Raw genomic sequence first — 17,770 nt, 5'->3', positions numbered from 1 at the left:
CCGCCGAGCCATTTCTTCTGAGAGGACTGATCCATTCGATAGGAGTTTCAATCATGACCAAGCCGAGTATGTCCTTCTACAACCAGGCCTGGCGCTGGCATTTCTATGCCGGGCTGTTGGTGATCCCGTTCCTGATCATGCTGTCGCTGACCGGCATCATCTACCTGTTCAAACCGCAGCTGGACAACCTGCTCTACGCCGACCTGCTGTGGGTGCCGCAGGGCGAGCAACTGCTCAGTGCGGATCGGCAGCTGGCGAGGGTCAAACAGGCCTATCCGCAGGCGGCGATCAGCCAGTACCTGCCGCCGCTGGATGCGCAGCACAGCGCACAGTTCGTGGTGACCGAGGGCGGGCGCAAGCTCAACCTGTTCCTCGACCCCTACCGCGGCACCCTGCTCGGCAGCCAAGACGCGGTGAACAACCTGCAAGCGATCGCCCGCGCCCTGCACGGCGAATTGCTGGCCGGTAAGGTCGGCGATCGGCTGGTCGAGTTGGCCGCCGGTTGGGCCATAGTCCTGGTGGTGTCCGGGCTCTATCTCTGGTGGCCGCGCGGTAACGGTCTGCGCGGGGTGTTCTGGCCGCGGCTGGCCAATCGCGGCCGGCTGTTCTGGCGCGACGTGCATGCGCTGACCGGTTTCTGGGGTGCGCTGCTGTTGCTGTTCATGCTGCTGACGGGCATGACCTGGACCGGGTTCTGGGGTGAGAGCTTCGCCGACGTGTGGAACCGCTTCCCGGCCGCGATGTGGAACGAGGTGCCGAAGTCCGCTCTGCAGGCGCGCAGCCTCAACACGGCGCAGGGGCAGACCGTCGCCTGGGCGGTGGAAAACACCCCATTACCGACCTCTGACCCACATGCCGCGCACTGCGGGCAGGCCATGGACTCGGCGGCGCCGGCCGCTGCGCCAATCGGTCTGCAGCAGATTCTCGACACGGCCAACGCCAAGGGCGTGATGCCAGGTTACAGCGTGACCCTGCCGAAGGGCGCGGAGGGGGTCTACAGCATCGCGCTATTCGCCGCCGACCCGCGCAACGATGCGACCCTGCATGTCGATCAATACAGCGGCAAGGTGTTGGCCGACGTGCGCTGGCAGGACTACGGCGCGGTGGCGAAAAGCGTGGAATTGGGCGTGGTGCTGCACGAGGGCAAGTTCTTCGGCCTGGCCAACCAACTGCTGATGTTGGCGGTCTGCCTGCTGATCCTGCTCAGCTCGGTCAGCGGCCTGGTGATCTGGTGGCTGCGCCGCCCGCAAGGCAGCCTCGGCGTGCCACCGCTGCGTCACGATCTGCCGCTGTGGAAGACCGCGCTGGCGATCATCGCGGTGCTCGGCCTGGCCTTCCCCCTGGTCGGTGCTTCGCTGCTGCTGATCGCAGTGCTGGATTGGCTGCTGTTTTCGCGCCTGGCGAGTTCCCGAGCAGTGCTGGAAAGATGACGAGAAGCACTAGCGGCTGAGAATTATTGCTGGCTTAAACCTGCGCATGGGCTAGCTTTTACGTGGCAACTCCAACCGTCCGAGGAGATTCCCATGCGCAAACTTCTGTTGCTTGCTCTCATCGCCGCCAGCCCGCTGACGTTCGCCACCACCGAGTGCACCACCGCCGACAAGGCGCAGTGGCAGGACCAGGACGAGTTCCAGCAGAACCTGGTGCTGCAGGGCTACGAGATCAAGAAGTTCAAGGTGACCAAGGGCAACTGCTACGAGATCTACGGACTGGATAAGGACAAGCGCAAGGTCGAGATCTACTTCGATCCGGTCAGCGGTAAGGCGGTCAAGGAAGAGATCGAGGACGAGGAAGGCGGTTACGGTTACTGAGTCATGTCCGCTGGAGCCCTGCGTTTATGGGGCCCGCTGGTGCGTCTGTGTCACTGGTCGCTGGGGGGCCTTCTTCTGCGACTACTTCCTCAACGAGGCGGGCGATGGCTGGCACCCTTGGCTCGGCTACTACGCAGAGGCTTGTGTAGTGCTGCGCTGGCGTGGGGCTTCATCGGTTCAGGGGCGGCGCCTTGGCTGCAGCGTTGCTACAAGCTTGTGTGCAGTTGCGCTGGTTGCGGCCGATGAAGGGCTCGCGGGCGTTGCATGTGTCGCCCAGCGGTAGCCGGGAGATCCCGCGCATCGTGGCGCGGGACTCCCATTAGCGATCAGCCCTTGATCAGGCGTGCATCCAGGCTGTTCTGCGCCAGGCGCTTGGCCTGCTCTGCGGTCATGCCCAGGCCTTCATGCAGGGCGGCGAAGTTCTCGGTGACGTAGCCGCCGAAGTAGGCCGGGTCGTCCGAGTTCACCGTGACCTTCACGCCTTGCTCGAGCATGGCGAGGATGTTGTGCTGCTTCATGTCCGCGAACACGCAGAGCTTGGTGTTCGACAGCGGGCAGACGGTCAGCGGGATTTGCTCGTCGATCAGCCGCTGCATCAGGCGCGGGTCTTCGCTGGCGCGCACGCCGTGGTCGATGCGGCTGACTTTCAACAGATCCAGGGCTTGCCAGATGTAGTCCGGCGGGCCTTCCTCGCCGGCGTGGGCGACGGTCAAGAAGCCTTCGCTGCGCGCGCGGTCGAACACCCGTTGGAACTTGCTCGGTGGGTGGCCCAGCTCGGAGCTGTCCAGGCCGACGGCGAAAAAGGCGTCGCGATAGGGCAGGGCCTGCTCGAAGGTTTTCTGCGCCTGTTCTTCCGGCAGATGCCGGAGAAAGCTGAGGATCAGGCCGCTGCTGATTCCGAGCTGCTGGCGGCCATCTTGCAGTGCCGTGGCGATCCCGTTGAGGGCGACCTCGAAGGGAATACCGCGCTCGGTGTGGGTCTGCGGATCGAAGAAGGGTTCGGTGTGGATCACGTTCTGCGCTTTGCAGCGTTGCAGATAGGCCCAGGTCAGATCGTAGAAGTCCTGCTCGCTGCGCAGTACAGCGGCGCCCTGGTAATAGAGGTCGAGGAACTCCTGCAGGTTGTGGAAGGCGTAGGCCTTGCGCAGGGTCTCCACGTCGGCCCAGGGCAGGGCGATCTTGTTGCGCTCGGCCAGGGCGAACAGCAGCTCTGGTTCCAGCGAGCCTTCCAGGTGCAGGTGCAGTTCGGCCTTGGGCAAGGCGTTGAGCCAGTCGTACATGAGTCGGAACCTTGTCTGCGGGGAATGCCCGGCAGTTTAGCTGACCGGCAGGACAGAATCTCCTGTGAATCAACCGCCCAGAGGGTAGGCTGGACAAGCCGCGCAGCGGCATGTCCAGCCTGCTCGCTACGGGTTGATCTACCCCGCGATCAGCTGCCGCGCCGCCTCACGGTGCGAATGGATCAGCTGCTGCAGGTCGAGCCCTTCGATCTGCCCGTCGACCACCCGCCAGCGGCCGCCGACCATCACCCGGTCGGCCCGGTCGGCGCCGCAGAGCAGCAAGGCCGAGAGCGGGTCGTGGCTGCCGGAGAAGCGCAGTTCATCCAGCTTGAACAGCGCCAGGTCGGCCTGTTTGCCCACCGCCAGCTCACCGATATCGCTGCGGCCCAGTAGCTTGGCCGAGCCGCGGGTGGCCCAGCCGAGGGCCAGCTCCGGAGTGATCTTCTCGGCGCCATAGCGCAGCCGTTGCAGGTACAGGGCCTGGCGGGCTTCGAGGATCAGGTTGGAGGCATCGTTGGAGGCCGAGCCATCGACACCCAGGCCAATGGGTGCACCGGCTGCTTCCAGATCCAGGGTCGGGCAGATACCCGAGGCCAGGCGCATATTCGAGCTGGGGCAGTGGCAGATGCCGGTGCCGGCTTGGCCTAAGCGGGCGATTTCAGCCGGGTTGAAGTGGATGCCATGGGCCAGCCAGGTGCGCGGGCCGAGCCAGCCGACGCTGTCCAGATAATCCACGGTGCGCAGGCCGAAGCGTTGCAGGCAGAAGTCCTCTTCATCGAGGGTTTCCGCCAGGTGCGTATGCAGGCGCACGTCATGCTCCTGCGCCAGTTCGGCGCTGGCGCGCATGATTTCCGGGGTGACCGAGAACGGTGAGCAGGGTGCCAGGGCGATCTGGATTTGCGCACCGTCGCCGCGCTCATGGTACCGGCCGATCAGCCGTTGGCTGTCCTCCAGTATCACCTCTCCCTGCTGCACCGTCTGCTGCGGCGGCAGGCCACCATCGGCCTCACCCAGGCTCATCGAGCCACGGGTGAGCATGGCGCGCATGCCCAGCTCACGGACCACCTCGACCTGGACGTCGATGGCGTTTTCCAGGCCGCCGGGGAACAGGTAGTGATGATCCGCCGCGGTGGTGCAGCCGGACAGCAGCAGTTCGGCCAGCGCCACCTGCGTGGCCAGCGCCAGCTTCTCGGGCGTCAGGCGGGCCCACACCGGGTAGAGGGTCTTCAGCCAGGGAAACAGCGGCTGATTGACCACCGGCGCCCAGGCGCGGGTGAGGGTCTGGTAGAAGTGGTGATGGGTGTTGATCAGCCCCGGCAACACGACATGCTCGCGGGCATCGAAGGTTTGATCGCAGGCTGTCGCGGGGTGCTGGCCGGCGGCGAGAACTTCGGCGATCACGCCGTTTTCAATCACCAGGCCGCCACGGGCGTCGAGGTCATTGGCGGTGAAGATGGCTTGCGGGTTACGCAGCCAGAGACGGTTAGCAGCCATTGGCAGGCTCCTCTGAGGTTTAAGTTCAGGTTCGCCAGCTCAGTTTTGCCCTGTCTGCTGATCCAGGTCCACAGCGCTCGATAGCCGCGCTGCGTGGCGGCCAAGATAAAGCCTTAAGCCGCACTTGTCATCTGCAGTTTAAGGCTTGCGTAGCCGTGGATTTATCCCCGCGTCGTTAGCGCTACAGGACTGGGCTCTGGGCCATCACCAGGGAATGGTCTGGCCCTGGTAGTCGATGAAATGATGCTCGCCGCTGCCGGCGTACTGCTCGATCTGGGCAAGCAGCCCCAGGCAGCTGGTCTCGACATCCAGGGTGGCCCCTGCGCCGCCCATGTCGGTACGCACCCAGCCCGGATGCAGCGACAGCACGGTCAGTTGGTTATCGCCCAGTTCGCAGACAAAGCTGTTGGTCAGCGAGTTGAGGGCGGCCTTGCTCGCCTTGTACAACGCCAGGTTGCTGCCTTCCCGGTTGGCGACGCTGCCCAGCACCGAACTCATAAAGGCCAGCACGCCGCTGCCCTTGCGGATATGCAGGGCGAAGCGTTCGGCCAGGCGGATCGGCGCTATCGCATTGGTCATAAACAACTGCGCGATTTCCGCCCCGCTGGCGGCGCTGGCGGATTGGTGCGCCGGGCCGGAGATACCGGCGTTGACGAACAGCAGATCGAACACCTGCCCCTCGAGGCGTTGCTCCAGCGCGCTTAATTGCTTGGTGTCGTCGATATCCAGCTGTTCGATCCGCACGCCGGGAAGTGCCTGCAACGCCTCGGCGCGGGCCAGATCGCGCACGCTGGCGGTGACGTGCCAGCCGTCCGTCTGCAACTGTTTCACCAAGCCCAGGCCAAGCCCGCGCGAGGCGCCGATGATCAATGCCGTTTTTGCCTGTGCCATAGCCGTACCTATGCCCCGTCACCCTGAGTTTGGGCCACAGCATAGCGGCAAGTCGGCGCCGAGCCGAATCCGCCTTTGTCCATCGGGCCCGGCTCATCGGTGCGCTGGCGAATAAACGTACAGCGCTCGCCAAGCCACGGCTCGCCGGCGCTGTAAGCAGTAGTCCAAGGTTTATCCACAGCTCGCTCCACAGCCTTTGTGGGTAACTTGTCGAGGTATTGATACCTACCTCCGTAGGCTGGGTAGAGCCGCTTTCTGGCGAAACCCAGCATTGCTGGCGCTGGGTTTCGCTGCGCTCTACCCAGCCTAGGGTCACAGATGCGGTGCTTGCGCTACAGGCGCTGCAACTGGATACGTCCGCGACTGAGGTCGGCCAACAGGCGCTGCAGGGCCGCTAGACGAGCCTCGGGCAAGGCCAGGGTCAGCTGTGCGCCTTCGGCATCGAAGCTTTCCTGCTCGAGCAGCGCCTCGAGTTCCGTCAGCCGGGCCTTCAGCAAGGGCAGCTCGGCGAAGCTGCAATGCAAGGCACAGCGACTGCGTTGCACCAGCTCGATGCGTGTGGCGGCTTGCAGGCATTTGTTGGCGCTGCCGCCATAGGCGCGGGCCAGGCCACCGGTGCCGAGTTGGATGCCGCCGTACCAGCGGGTAACGACCACCGCCACCTGATCGCAGTCCTGCCCCTCGATCGCTGCGAGGATCGGTCTGCCGGCGGTGCCACCGGGTTCACCGTCATCGCTGAAGCGGTACTGCTGGCCGAGCTTCCAGGCCCAGCAGTTGTGCGATGCACTGGCATCACTGACCCGCTCGATAAAGGCCTGCGCCTCGGCGGCACTACTGATCGGCGCGGCCTGGGCGAGAAAGCGGCTTTTGCGGATGTCCTCGCGGTACTCGCAAGGCGCACTGAGGCTGAAGGGCATGTTTAAACGGCCGGTGGTGTCAGCCCACAACCCTTGAGAATGATGTGGGTCAGGTTGGCGGTGGCGGCGCTGAAGTCGTCCTGGCTCAGCTGCTTGCGCCCGGTCAGGCGGCAGATCTGGTCGGCGAAGTCGGCGTAGTGCTGGGTGCTGCTCCAGAGCAGGAAGATCAGGTGGACCGGGTCGACCGGGTCCATCTTGCCGGCGGCGATCCAGGCCTCGAACACCGCCGCGCGGCCGCGAAACCAGTGCTGATAGTCCTGGTTGAAGTGCTCGGACAGGCATTCGCCGCCGCCGATCACCTCCATGGCGAAGATCTTCGAGGCCAGCGGCTGACGGCGGGAGAACTCCATCTTCGCGTCTATGTAGCGGGCCAGTGCGATAGCCGGGTCGTCGGCCGCGCTGAGAGTGCTGAAGGCGCTGTCCCAGAGTTCGAGGATGGTGCGCATCACCTCGATATACAGCCCCAGCTTGTTGCTGAAGTAGTAATGCAGATTGGCCTTCGGCAGCCCCACGCGCAGGGCGATGGTGTTCATGCTGGTGCCTTTGAAGCCGTGGCGGGCGAACTCCTCTTCGGCGGCGGCAAGGATCGCTTCTTCGTTTTTCTGGCGGATGCGGCCGACCGCTTTAGCGGTGGCGTTGAGCGCGGGCGCGTCGAGTGTCATAAGCCTTTCCGAGCGTTTTGGGAGCGAAGCGCAAGCACAGATAACGCACTGCTGGCGCGGAGACAAGGGCGGCGGGTAGAAAAGCCAAGCGGCTCTTCAGCTAGTCGCCGCCAACGCCTCGAGGAAACTCTCCAGCACCAGATGCGGCCTCCGCCCTTTACGGGTCACCGAGGCCAGGCTGAGATCATAGAAGCGCGTCGCCGGCTTCAACACCCGCAGGCGGCCTTGCTGCACCCACAGGCTGGCGTAGTGATCCGGCAGATAGCCGATGTAGCGCCCGGTGAGAATCAGAAAGGCCATGCCCTCGCGATCCGAGGCGCTGGCCGTGCACTTCAGCGCCTGGTACTGCGCCTGAATCTCCGGCGGCAGGCGGAAGGTCGGGGCTATGGCATCCTGGCTGTTCAGACGCTCATCCGTCAGTTGCTGATCATCGACATAAAACAGCGGGTGGCCGACCGCGCAGTAGAGCAGCGAGCGCTCGCTATACAACGGCTGATATTCCAGCCCGGACAACGCGCCGGCCTGCGGCACCACGCCCACATGCAGGCGGCCGTCGAGCACGCCTTGCTCCACCTCGCTCGGCGGCGTCATGCGGATCTGGATATGCACGTCCGGCCCGCGCTCCTTCAGCAGCGCCAAGGCGTGGGTGATGCGCATGTGCGGCAGGGTCACCAGGTTATCGGTCAGGCCGATGTTCAGCTCGCCGCGCAAATGCTGGTGCAGGCCGTTCACCTCGGTACGAAAACTCTCCAGGGCGCCGAGCAGTTGCAAGGAGGATTGGTACACCTCGCGGCCTTCCTCGGTCAGGGCAAACCCGGCGCGCCCGCGCTGACACAGGCGCAGGCCCAGGCGCTGCTCCAGGTCGCTCATCTGTTGGCTGATCGCCGAGCGGCCGATGCCCAGCACGCTTTCCGCCGCGGAGAAGCCGCCACACTCCACCACGCTGCGAAAGATGCGCAATAGACGGATATCGAAGTCACTGACCTGGGCCAAGGGTTCGGGGCGGCGGCTGCTCATAGTTTAGTAAAAGCCAATCTGAGGATTAGAAGAGTAGTGTTTTTCAGACTTTAAGCCCATGGCACCTTAGCGGCAAGACAAACAACCCGCTCCTACAGACAAGAACACTGCACTTCGTTGCGAGGCCACCCATGAACATGCCGCAAACCGCCAATCTGCCCCTGGCCAGCCAGCTCAAGCTGGACGCCCACTGGATGCCGTTTTCCGCCAACCGCAACTTCCAGCGCGACCCGCGTTTCATCGTCGGCGCCGAGGGCAGCTACCTGATCGATGAGCGGGGCCGCAAGATCTACGACAGCCTGTCCGGCCTCTGGACCTGCGGCGCCGGGCATACCCGCAAGGAAATTCAGGAAGCCGTCGCCCGTCAACTGGGCACCCTCGACTATTCCCCGGCCTTCCAGTACGGCCATCCACTGTCGTTCAAGTTGGCTGAGAAAATCGCCGACCTGACGCCGGGCGAGCTGAACCACGTGTTCTTCACCGGCTCGGGCTCCGAGTGCGCCGACACCGCCGTGAAGATGGCCCGTGCTTACTGGCGCCTGAAAGGCCAAGCGAGCAAGACCAAGCTGATCGGCCGTGCCCGTGGCTACCACGGCGTCAACATCGCCGGCACCAGCCTCGGCGGCATCAACGGCAACCGCAAGCTGTACGGCCAGTTCATGGACGTCGACCACCTGCCGCACACCCTGCAGCCGGGCCTGGCGTTTACCCGTGGCATGGCGCAAACCGGTGGCGTCGAATTGGCCAACGAGCTGCTCAAACTGATCGAACTGCATGACGCCTCCAATATCGCCGCCGTGATAGTCGAGCCGATGGCCGGCTCCGCTGGCGTGCTGGTGCCGCCGCAGGGCTACCTGCAACGCCTGCGCGAGATCTGCGATGCCAACAACATCCTGCTGATCTTCGACGAAGTGATCACCGCCTTCGGCCGCATGGGCAAGGCCACCGGTGCCGAATACTTCGGCGTGACCCCGGATCTGATGAACGTCGCCAAGCAGATCACCAACGGCGCCATTCCAATGGGCGCCGTGATCGCCAGCCGCGAGATCTACCAGACCTTCATGAACCAGGCGACCCCCGAGTACGCGGTGGAATTCACCCACGGCTACACCTACTCGGCTCACCCGGTCGCCTGCGCGGCTGGCCTGGCCGCGCTGGAGCTGCTCGAGCGCGAGAACCTGATTCAGCAATCCGCCGAACTGGCGCCGCACTTCGAGAACGCCCTGCATGGCCTGAAAGGCGCGAAGCACGTGGTCGACATCCGCAACTGCGGCCTGGCCGGCGCGATTCAGATCGCCCCGCGGGATGGCGACGCCATCGTCCGCCCCTTCGAGGCCGGGATGAAGCTGTGGAAAGCCGGCTTCTATGTGCGCTTCGGTGGCGACACCCTGCAGTTCGGGCCAACTTTCAACGCCCAGGCGGCTGACCTCGACCGCCTGTTCGATGCAGTTGGCGAAGCGCTGAATCAACTGGATTGAGCCCACAGCCAAGATGAAACGACCGCAAGCCGTGCCTACCGTGCAAGTGAACAACGAGCGGGTGATCGTCACCGAATGGCGCTTTGCGCCGGGTGCCGAAACCGGCCACCACAGCCACGGTTACGACTACGTAGTGGTGCCCATGACCACCGGCACTCTGTTGTTGGAAACCCCCGAGGGCGACAAGCACGCGACCCTCACGGCCGGGCAGGCGTATTTCCGCAAAGCGGGCGTCGAACACAACGTGGTCAACGCCAGCACGCATGAAATCGTCTTCGTCGAAACCGAGATCAAGTAAGCGCGGCCCAACACGATTAATCCCCCTCTCCCGTTCAGGGAGAGGGCGGGGGAGAACGTAGGGTGGATGTCGCTTGCTACATCCACCATCTCGATAACACCGCCAATGGTGGATGAATACAGCGTCATCCACCCTACACCAGGATTCGATAACGGAGTTTTTGTATGAGCACCATCCAGCACCTGATCAACGGCGAGTTCGTGACCGACACCGGCCGCACTGCCGACGTATTCAACCCGTCCACCGGCGAGGCGATCCACAAAGTCCCGCTGGCCAGCCGCGCCACCGTGCAGCAAGCCATAGACTCCGCCAAGGCCGCGTTCCCGACCTGGCGCAACACCCCGCCGGCCAAGCGTGCCCAGGTCATGTTCCGCTTCAAGCAACTGCTCGAAGCCAACGAGGCACGCATCGCCCAGCTGATCAGCGAAGAGCACGGCAAAACCCTCGAAGACGCCGCCGGCGAACTCAAGCGCGGCATCGAAAACGTCGAGTACGCCAGCGCCGCGCCGGAAATCCTCAAGGGCGAATACAGCCGCAACGTCGGCCCGAACATCGACGCCTGGAGCGACTTCCAGCCGCTCGGCGTGGTCGCCGGTATCACCCCGTTCAACTTCCCGGCCATGGTGCCGTTGTGGATGTACCCGCTGGCGATTGCCTGCGGCAACTGCTTCATCCTCAAACCATCCGAGCGCGACCCCAGCTCCACCCTGCTGATCGCCGACCTGCTGAACCAGGCCGGCCTGCCGAAAGGCGTGCTCAACGTGGTGCACGGCGACAAGGAAGCGGTCGATGCGCTGATCGAAGCGCCGGAAGTCAAAGCCCTGAGCTTCGTCGGCTCCACACCGATTGCCGAATACATCTACGCCGAAGGCACTAAGCGCGGTAAGCGCGTGCAAGCCCTGGGCGGCGCGAAAAACCACGCCGTGCTGATGCCCGACGCGGACCTGGACAACGCCGTCAGCGCACTGATGGGCGCCGCCTACGGCTCCTGCGGCGAGCGCTGCATGGCCATCTCCGTGGCCGTTTGCGTGGGTGACCAAGTCGCCGACGCCCTGGTCGCCAAGTTGGTGCCGCAAATCAAGGCGCTGAAAATCGGTGCAGGGACTTCCTGTGGGCTCGATATGGGCCCGCTGGTCACCAGCCAACACCTGGACAAAGTCAGCAGCTACGTTGCCGATGGCGAAAACGCCGGTGCGCAACTGGTAGTAGATGGCCGTGGCCTGCAGATCGCCGGCAATGAAGGCGGCTTCTTCCTCGGTGGCTGCCTGTTCGACCACGTGACCCCGGACATGCGCATCTACCAGGAAGAAATCTTCGGCCCGGTGCTCTGCATCGTGCGGGTCAACAGCCTGGAAGACGCCATGCAGCTGATCAACGACCACGAGTACGGCAACGGCACCTGCATCTTCACCCGTGACGGCGAAGCGGCCCGCCTGTTCTGCGACGAGATCGAAGTCGGCATGGTCGGCGTCAACGTCCCGCTGCCAGTGCCGGTGGCCTACCACAGCTTCGGCGGCTGGAAGCGCTCGCTGTTCGGCGACCTGCACGCCTACGGCCCGGACGGCGTACGCTTCTACACCCGCCGCAAGGCCATCACCCAGCGCTGGCCGCAACGCGCCAGCCACGAGGCATCCCAATTTGCCTTCCCTAGCCTGTAAGCGGCTAGGTTGAGTCAAACAAAAAGGCCAGTCGCGAGATTGGCCTTTTTGCTTTAGGTCGGTTGGTTTTGATGGGTATCGCTGCGCTCAACCCATACTGCGGACTCGGATCAAACCTTCTTCACAAACTCCGACTTCAGCTTCATCGGACCAATGCCGTCGATTTTGCAGTCAATGTCGTGATCGCCATCGCACAGGCGGATGTTTTTGACCTTGGTGCCGACCTTCACCACCAGCGATGTGCCTTTGACTTTCAAGTCCTTGATCACGGAAACCGAGTCGCCGTCTTGCAAGACATTGCCGACCGCATCCTTGATCACCTTATCGCCATCGGTCGAGGCTTCAGCCGCGTCACCTGCGGACCATTCATGGCTGCATTCCGGGCAAACCAGTTGCTGGCCATCTTCATAGGTGTATTCGGAGTTGCATTTGGGGCAGGGCGGCAGAGTGCTCACGAGGGATCCTCAGGTTCAGGAGGCTAAAAACCGTAAATTGTATAAGGTTTTGATGACTTTGAGGCGTTTGCTGGCCACAGGGTAAAGGGACGGACTTATTTGCGCTGCCAGGCGCAGAGCTTCTTGGGCGGCATTCGCTTAGCGTGGGAGCGATCAAGGGTGAGCGGATAACAAAAAGGCCAGTCGGCGGGACTGGCCTTTTTGTTTTGTGGGCGATGGCTATTACTGCACTCATCCCATTCTGTGGGGTAGGCGTTCCATTTAAATCCTTAATGCTCTTGGTGGCGCTTGGGAAGTTATTGCGTTAAAGCTTTCTTGAATGGCAAGGTCGTAACTGTAAATTTCTTTTGAGTACGTGTCGATTATGCTGGGTAGCTTCAGTAATATTTCTGATGGGTTGTTTAATTTTAGTGAGAAATCCGTGATTGCAAAACAGTTTTCCATTTCGGTTAGATGCAGGCGTATGTCTTTTTCAATGCTGTTTAATTTTATTATTATCTCTACTACATCTGCTGTTGCAGGGGTCTTGGTGGCTTCTGCCAGCTTGATGACAAGAAGGCCCGCCTCGCGAATTACGCCTATCAGTTGCGCGCTCTTAACGCCATAGTTAACAATTACTAGGCTTTGTGTGGCCCGGTGAGTGTAGCCCGCAAGATCATTGGGTTCCTTTTCGGTTGTTTCGGTGGGTTTGTTTGGTTTGGCGAAGCTCGACTGGATTTCAAGCAGTTTTACTTTTAGTGACTCGAACTCGCTCTCTATGGCCTCTTTTCTTTCTGATATGGTATTTATTGTATATGTATAGTGATGGATTGTGCTTTCATTGGCCTCGGTAAAATATTTTTGTGAGTTTGTGATTGATTGAAAGATTTTGTGCAAGGTAAAAATTATTGCGGCGACTACTAATATTGTAATGGCGAATATCGTTAAGGGCTCTGCCTTTGTTAGGAGGTCTAGCTTGTCTAATGTGAGTTTGGTTAGTCCGTCCAATGTATTGCTCCAATCCGAATCAATGTGATTTGGGGTAGATCAAGTTTTTTGTGTTGTTGACCCGTTTTCAATTAGCCAAGACCCTGAGGATGTATTGAGCGTAGTCCGTAGGATGAGTTGAGCAATGTGATAGCCATACTTTTTTAATGCCAAATACCTCGCCCCAGCCCCCTAAACCTGCTTTCCAACGCTTCGCCACCGGTCAACCCAGGGCCGCCCGCCAAGCTTCGGCGTACTACCAGTGGTGAGTACGCTCTACGGTGGGGTAAACAAAAAGGCCAGTCGAGTGACTGGCCTTTTTGCTTTTGGGTGATATTGAGGTGATGAGTAGCGCTGCGCTCAATCCATCCTACGCGCCACATTCTGCTGATTCAGGTCGAGCCAGGCGCGGTATTTCAATACTACGTTTCTCTCATGGAGCCGCCGCGGGCTCCGGTAGGTTCAGCACGCCCGCATCGGTAAAACGCACGGTTCCCCAGAAACCACCGGCCAGCTTGCCGCGCAGCACATAGGGCAAGTCCTGCTGCTGCGTATTGCCGGCCATGCCCCAGGCCTGGCGCATGGCGGAGAAGGCCGAAATCGTCACCGGCACACTGAGCAGCGTTTCGCCAAAGCGCGGCACTTGGCCGCGCTGGTCGCTCACCCCGCTGGCCAGCGGCAGGTCGTTGACCTCCAACTCTAGCGCCACGCCGTTGTAGTCGATGGCGGCGTCATTCGGGTTCTGCACTCGCAGCTTCACCGCAAAGCGGATCTCCAGGCCCTGGCCCGGTAGTGGTTCGAGCCCCACCAAGTCGATGCGCAACGGGTCGTGCTGGCTCAGGGTACTGCAGGCCGCCAGGCTCAGCGCCAGCAAGTTGCAGGCAGCAAGGCGCAGGAGGTTGCGGAAGGGCTGGCTGGGGTCGCGGTGCATTGCATGGCTTCCGGTTTGCTGTGGATGCATAGAGTAAAGAACAGGTTCGGCCAGGGTTTTACTCCACTCGGTAACGTGGAGGGGGCTGTTGGTTTGGTTGATGGTCTCGATGGTTCCCTCGCTGCAGAGTAGGAGCCCAGTTGCGCAAGATTTGCGTCTGGTGTTGCAGCGCGGCGCTTGGGAACGATCAGCGTTGCGGGCGCCCATGTCGAGGCGGCTCAGAATCTGGCCATATGCCTTCGTCAGTCATATTCCGTCGCCTCATGCTCGCCCAGCAGCCTGCGCTGTTTCGGCGTGCACGCTGCAAGCACTTCGGGATTGAACTGCCACGCCAGATAGGGCGAGAACTTCTGCGCGACCATGCGCCGGCCGTAATGCACTTGCAGCAGATAGCGACTCTGGTTCGCCGTACGGTTGCGGCTGCCGGCATGCCAAAGTTCGCTGCGAAAGAACAGCACGTCGCCGGCCCGGCACAGCACCGGCTCCGCTGTTCGGCCCTGCCACTGAGTTTCTCCCGCCAGAGGCTGGCGTCCGGCGCGATGGCTGCCGGGTACGACCAGGGTAGGGCAGAGGTCCTCGCTGATGTCATCGAGGTAGAGATGAGCCGTGCAGATTTGCATGGGCAGCCCGAAAGTCGGATCGGCCAGCAGGGCCGGCGGCAACTCCATCACCAGATAATCCAGATGCAGCTCGGCGCCGATAAAGCCGGGGTGGCAGCGCCAGGCTGTTTGGCCGATCACATGGCAGTCCGCCCCGAGGGCGGCCTCGGCCAATTCGATGACGCCCGGCGGGTCGAGGTAGAGCAGCCACAGGGGATCGCGGTTGAACACGCATTTGTAGTGATCGACCAGGCCGCTGTAATCCCAGTGCACTGGCCTGAGCCGGTCGATGGCTTCGCGCAGTTCGCCGATCTGCTGTGCTTCCAGCACACCGGGGAGCAGCACGAAACCTTGTTCATGCAAGGCTTGCAGGCGGGTCGCGGTAAGCCTTGAGTCGATGGCGGTAGTCCACATGATGGCGCGCTCCCTTCAATGCCTCCTTGGCATGCTTGCACGATCGCTGTGGTTTGAAAATCAGCCCTGCGCAGTGCAGGGAGGCGGGAGGTTCCCAGGATCCCGCGCTAAGTGGAGCTTTTCGTCGAAGGGCAATGCTCGGCGAGGTTGCGGCGCGGGTTTTGCCTCGCGCTGAGGAATCGCTTTACGTGTAAAAAATAAAAAACTGACAAAACGTAGGTGCGTATAAAAAAATGTTAAATATCAATGATATGAATCATTTTTTAGTCGTTTAAATGAAACGGGTTCGTGGGTTTAGGGGAGCAAGTCGGCTGTAATTGTTTGACATATTTTACGAGGTTGGCAGACTGCGCGACCGTTGTACCAGGCAAATAGGCCGCTGCTGGGGCTGTAACAGCCCATTCAATGGTGTGCATTGCCTGACCTACCAAGCTAAAAACAAAAACATTTGCCGGTCGGGCAACGTCTACACGCTCCCCTTGTGTGAGCGGGCAGGCAGTCGACGGGCTAGAGCCATTGGAACAAGAGCAAATGCTGATTTGGTTTGTTACAGGTTACCTGCTGATCACCCTGGGTATCGGTTTCTACGCCTCCACCCGCGTACGCAACTCGAATGACTTCGCTGCCGGTGGGCGCCGCATGTCGTTCCCGATTGTGGCGGCTATGGTCTTTGCCACATGGTTCGGCTCGGAAGCCGTGCTGGGCATTCCGGCCACCTTTATCGAAGAAGGTTTCGCCGGGATCGTCGAAGACCCCTTCGGCTCCTTCGGCTGCCTGATGCTGGTGGGCCTGATCTTCGCCCGCCCGCTGTACCGGATGAACCTGCTGACCATCGGCGATTTTTTCCGCAAGCGTTTCGGCCCCAACGTCGAGATGATCACCAGCCTGGTGATCATCGGCTCCTACCTGGGCTGGATCGCGGCGCAGCTCACCGCGCTGGGCCTGGTGTTCAATGTGCTCTCCGATGGCTCCATCAGCACTACTCAGGGCATGCTGATCGGCACGGCGATCGTGCTGACCTACACCTTGTTCGGCGGCATGTTGTCGGTGGCGTTTACCGACTTCTTCCAGATGATCATCATCGTCGCCGGCCTGGTATATCTGACCTGGCTGATCGGCGACATGGCCGGCGGCGCCGACGTGGTGATCAGCCACGCGGCGGCAGCGGGCAAGTTCACCTTTATCCACGGCTTCGAGCCCAAGGATATCGTCGCCTTTATCGGCGCGGCGGTGACCCTGATGTTCGGCTCGATTCCGCAGCAGGACGTGTACGCGCGCGTGATGTCGGCCAAGACCGAGAACATCGCCGTACGCGCCACGGTGGCCGGCGGGGTGTTCTACCTGTGCTTCTGCATGCTGCCGATCTTCCTCACCTATGCCGCGTTGATGATTGACCCGGCAATGGTCAAGAAATGGTTGGCGGAAGATGCGCAGATGATCCTGCCGCATCTGATCCTCGAACGCACGCCACTGTTCGCCCAGGTCATGTTCTTCGGCGCGCTGCTCTCGGCGATCCTGTCGACCGCTTCTGGCACCCTGCTGGCGCCCTCGGTGACTTTCACCGAGAACGTGCTCAAGCGCTTTATGCCGGAGATGAACGACCGTCAATTCCTCAAGGCCATGCGCATCAGTATCTTCTTCTGCGCCATCGCGACCTTGAGCTTCGCGCTGTACTCCGATGCGAGCATCTACGAGATGGTCGGCAATGCCTACAAGGTGACGCTGGTGGCTGCCGTGGTGCCGCTATTCGCCGGGCTGTTCTGGAAGCGCGCCACGACCCAGGGCGCCTTGCTGGCGATTGCTTTCGGCCTGCTTTCCTGGGGGGCGTTGGAGATGACTTATCAGGACGCCGATTTCTGGCCGCCCCAGCTGGCCGGTTTGCTGTTCAGCCTGTTGGGCATGCTGCTGGGTTCGCTGTTGCCACAGTTCTTGCTGGATAAGCAGGCGCCTGCAGTGGCCCCGGTTGCCGTCGGGCAAGAAGCCTATTAAGGCATTGCAAATGCAACCATAGACAAGCGGCGGATCTGTTGGGTTCGCCTCTTCTCGCAGCCCCGATTCGCTTCCCGCGAATTGGGGCTGAGTTTTTTCAGGCTGGAAAACGCGGCAGGCCTCAAAGCGAGGTCAAGGGTGCTGGCGAGGAAAACCTTTCGGGCTGCACTATGGGGGGCGAAGGGCACGGTCTTGGAGTCTTTGCTCGAGTCGAGCGCGGACATCCGTCTCGCTGGATTCGTTGAGGGCGGAGTGATCTGGTCAAACGATTCTGGACACGGTCATAGGGCTTTTGGCTGTTCCTTAAGCAGCCATGGGTTCCATGTTTACCGGCGTTTTATAGCCGTTGTAGGAAGGGTAAGCGAAGAGGTTTTCCGGGCGATCGAACTCGATCTCGAATCCAAGCACCCCTCAGTAGAAATCCAGGCTGCGTTGCTGGCTGCTAACCAGCCATTCGGGGGCCAGGGTGTTGTAGCGCTTAGTGTCCTGGCGAGAAAGAGCGGCGATGTCAGAGCCTTATCGCTTCTTCTATATATATAGGTAGTGATAGCCAGGGGGGGCTGCTTCAAGCGTGCAGACCGCAAATCGTCAGGTATGACAAAAAGCTTTCAATAAGTGCTTGACGGTTAATTTGCTGGGCCTATAATGCGCACCACTTCCGGCGCAGACCTCTCGGAAAACTTCTTAGATAACAAGAAGTTAGCTTTAAAATAGGGGTTGCAAAGCAGCGTAAGCTGTGTAGAATGCGCCGGGCTGACAAGGTGGTGTTTGGATCTTGTTGGTCGGTCTTCTAAGTGGATCGAAAGCGGTTGAATGAGGTGGTTGACAGCGGTTTGAAACGCTGTAGAATTCGCCTCCCGCTGACGAGAAGCCCAAGGGTGATCGGAAGCGCAAGCGGTTGAAGTAGAAA

The 17,770-nt window shown here is 61.2% G+C and carries 16 protein-coding genes; 6 read left to right on the top strand and 10 right to left on the bottom strand.

Going from position 1 to position 17,770, the window contains the following annotated elements; translation table 11 throughout:
- The first annotated feature begins 53 nt into the window (after window positions 1-53).
- Together FFS13_RS17610 and FFS13_RS17605 are read left to right on the top strand one after the other, a co-directional pair.
- On the top strand, window positions 54-1,430 hold the full coding sequence (locus tag FFS13_RS17610; RefSeq protein ID WP_137820355.1) for a PepSY domain-containing protein: 1,377 nt from the start codon (window positions 54-56) through the stop codon (window positions 1,428-1,430).
- Between the two features lie 93 nt (window positions 1,431-1,523).
- Window positions 1,524-1,811, top strand: coding sequence for a PepSY domain-containing protein (locus tag FFS13_RS17605; RefSeq protein ID WP_137820354.1), 288 nt, complete (start codon window positions 1,524-1,526; stop codon window positions 1,809-1,811).
- Between the two features lie 326 nt (window positions 1,812-2,137).
- Here FFS13_RS17605 and FFS13_RS17595 read toward each other — a convergent pair whose 3' ends face one another.
- The 6 genes from FFS13_RS17595 to FFS13_RS17570 all read right to left on the bottom strand — a co-directional run bounded on the left by FFS13_RS17595 (window position 2,138) and on the right by FFS13_RS17570 (window position 8,072).
- On the bottom strand, window positions 2,138-3,091 hold the full coding sequence (locus FFS13_RS17595) for an adenosine deaminase (protein WP_137820353.1): 954 nt from the start codon (window positions 3,089-3,091) through the stop codon (window positions 2,138-2,140).
- Window positions 3,092-3,229: 138 nt separating this feature from the next.
- Entirely contained in the window at window positions 3,230-4,585 is a 1,356-nt protein-coding gene (locus FFS13_RS17590) for an 8-oxoguanine deaminase (protein WP_137820352.1), read from the bottom strand.
- 204 nt (window positions 4,586-4,789) lie between these two features.
- Window positions 4,790-5,476: an SDR family oxidoreductase gene (locus FFS13_RS17585; protein WP_137820351.1), complete on the bottom strand. Its 687-nt coding sequence runs from the start codon at window positions 5,474-5,476 to the stop codon at window positions 4,790-4,792.
- Window positions 5,477-5,808: 332 nt separating this feature from the next.
- Window positions 5,809-6,393: a YigZ family protein gene (locus FFS13_RS17580; protein WP_137820350.1), complete on the bottom strand. Its 585-nt coding sequence runs from the start codon at window positions 6,391-6,393 to the stop codon at window positions 5,809-5,811.
- Between the two features lie 2 nt (window positions 6,394-6,395).
- A complete protein-coding gene (locus FFS13_RS17575) occupies window positions 6,396-7,055 on the bottom strand; it encodes a TetR/AcrR family transcriptional regulator (RefSeq protein ID WP_137820349.1) in 660 nt (219 codons plus the stop codon).
- 96 nt (window positions 7,056-7,151) lie between these two features.
- Window positions 7,152-8,072, bottom strand: coding sequence for a LysR family transcriptional regulator (locus FFS13_RS17570; protein WP_137820348.1), 921 nt, complete (start codon window positions 8,070-8,072; stop codon window positions 7,152-7,154).
- 131 nt (window positions 8,073-8,203) lie between these two features.
- On the opposite strand from FFS13_RS17570, the gene FFS13_RS17565 reads away from it, so the two are divergent.
- From FFS13_RS17565 to FFS13_RS17555, 3 genes are all read left to right on the top strand, one after another.
- Window positions 8,204-9,550: an aspartate aminotransferase family protein gene (locus tag FFS13_RS17565; RefSeq protein WP_137820347.1), complete on the top strand. Its 1,347-nt coding sequence runs from the start codon at window positions 8,204-8,206 to the stop codon at window positions 9,548-9,550.
- Between the two features lie 13 nt (window positions 9,551-9,563).
- Window positions 9,564-9,848: a cupin domain-containing protein gene (locus tag FFS13_RS17560; protein WP_137820346.1), complete on the top strand. Its 285-nt coding sequence runs from the start codon at window positions 9,564-9,566 to the stop codon at window positions 9,846-9,848.
- 164 nt (window positions 9,849-10,012) lie between these two features.
- Complete coding sequence (locus tag FFS13_RS17555) at window positions 10,013-11,506, top strand: CoA-acylating methylmalonate-semialdehyde dehydrogenase (RefSeq protein WP_137820345.1); 1,494 nt, start codon at window positions 10,013-10,015, stop codon at window positions 11,504-11,506.
- A 110-nt stretch (window positions 11,507-11,616) separates the two neighbouring features.
- Here the strand turns inward: FFS13_RS17555 and FFS13_RS17550 are convergent, their stop codons facing one another.
- The 4 genes from FFS13_RS17550 to FFS13_RS17535 all read right to left on the bottom strand — a co-directional run bounded on the left by FFS13_RS17550 (window position 11,617) and on the right by FFS13_RS17535 (window position 14,871).
- On the bottom strand, window positions 11,617-11,961 hold the full coding sequence (locus FFS13_RS17550; RefSeq protein ID WP_137820344.1) for a zinc ribbon domain-containing protein YjdM: 345 nt from the start codon (window positions 11,959-11,961) through the stop codon (window positions 11,617-11,619).
- 261 nt (window positions 11,962-12,222) lie between these two features.
- Window positions 12,223-12,948: a hypothetical protein gene (locus FFS13_RS17545; protein ID WP_137820343.1), complete on the bottom strand. Its 726-nt coding sequence runs from the start codon at window positions 12,946-12,948 to the stop codon at window positions 12,223-12,225.
- Window positions 12,949-13,360: 412 nt separating this feature from the next.
- Window positions 13,361-13,858, bottom strand: a complete 498-nt coding sequence (locus tag FFS13_RS17540) for an LEA type 2 family protein (RefSeq protein ID WP_137820342.1) — start codon at window positions 13,856-13,858, stop codon at window positions 13,361-13,363.
- Window positions 13,859-14,100: 242 nt separating this feature from the next.
- Window positions 14,101-14,871 (bottom strand): phytanoyl-CoA dioxygenase family protein, encoded by a 771-nt coding sequence (locus FFS13_RS17535; RefSeq protein WP_137820341.1) that lies wholly within the window; start codon window positions 14,869-14,871, stop codon window positions 14,101-14,103.
- Window positions 14,872-15,402: 531 nt separating this feature from the next.
- Here FFS13_RS17535 and FFS13_RS17530 point away from each other — a divergent pair.
- Complete coding sequence (locus FFS13_RS17530) at window positions 15,403-16,860, top strand: sodium:solute symporter family protein (RefSeq protein WP_137820340.1); 1,458 nt, start codon at window positions 15,403-15,405, stop codon at window positions 16,858-16,860.
- The last annotated feature ends 910 nt before the right edge of the window (window positions 16,861-17,770 follow it).

This window comes from Pseudomonas sp. 2FG (assembly GCF_005502935.1).
Classification (GTDB): Bacteria; Pseudomonadota; Gammaproteobacteria; order Pseudomonadales; family Pseudomonadaceae; genus Aquipseudomonas.
The sequence above is the reverse complement of the archived record's forward strand: the minus strand, read 5'-3'. Positions and strand labels throughout refer to the sequence as shown.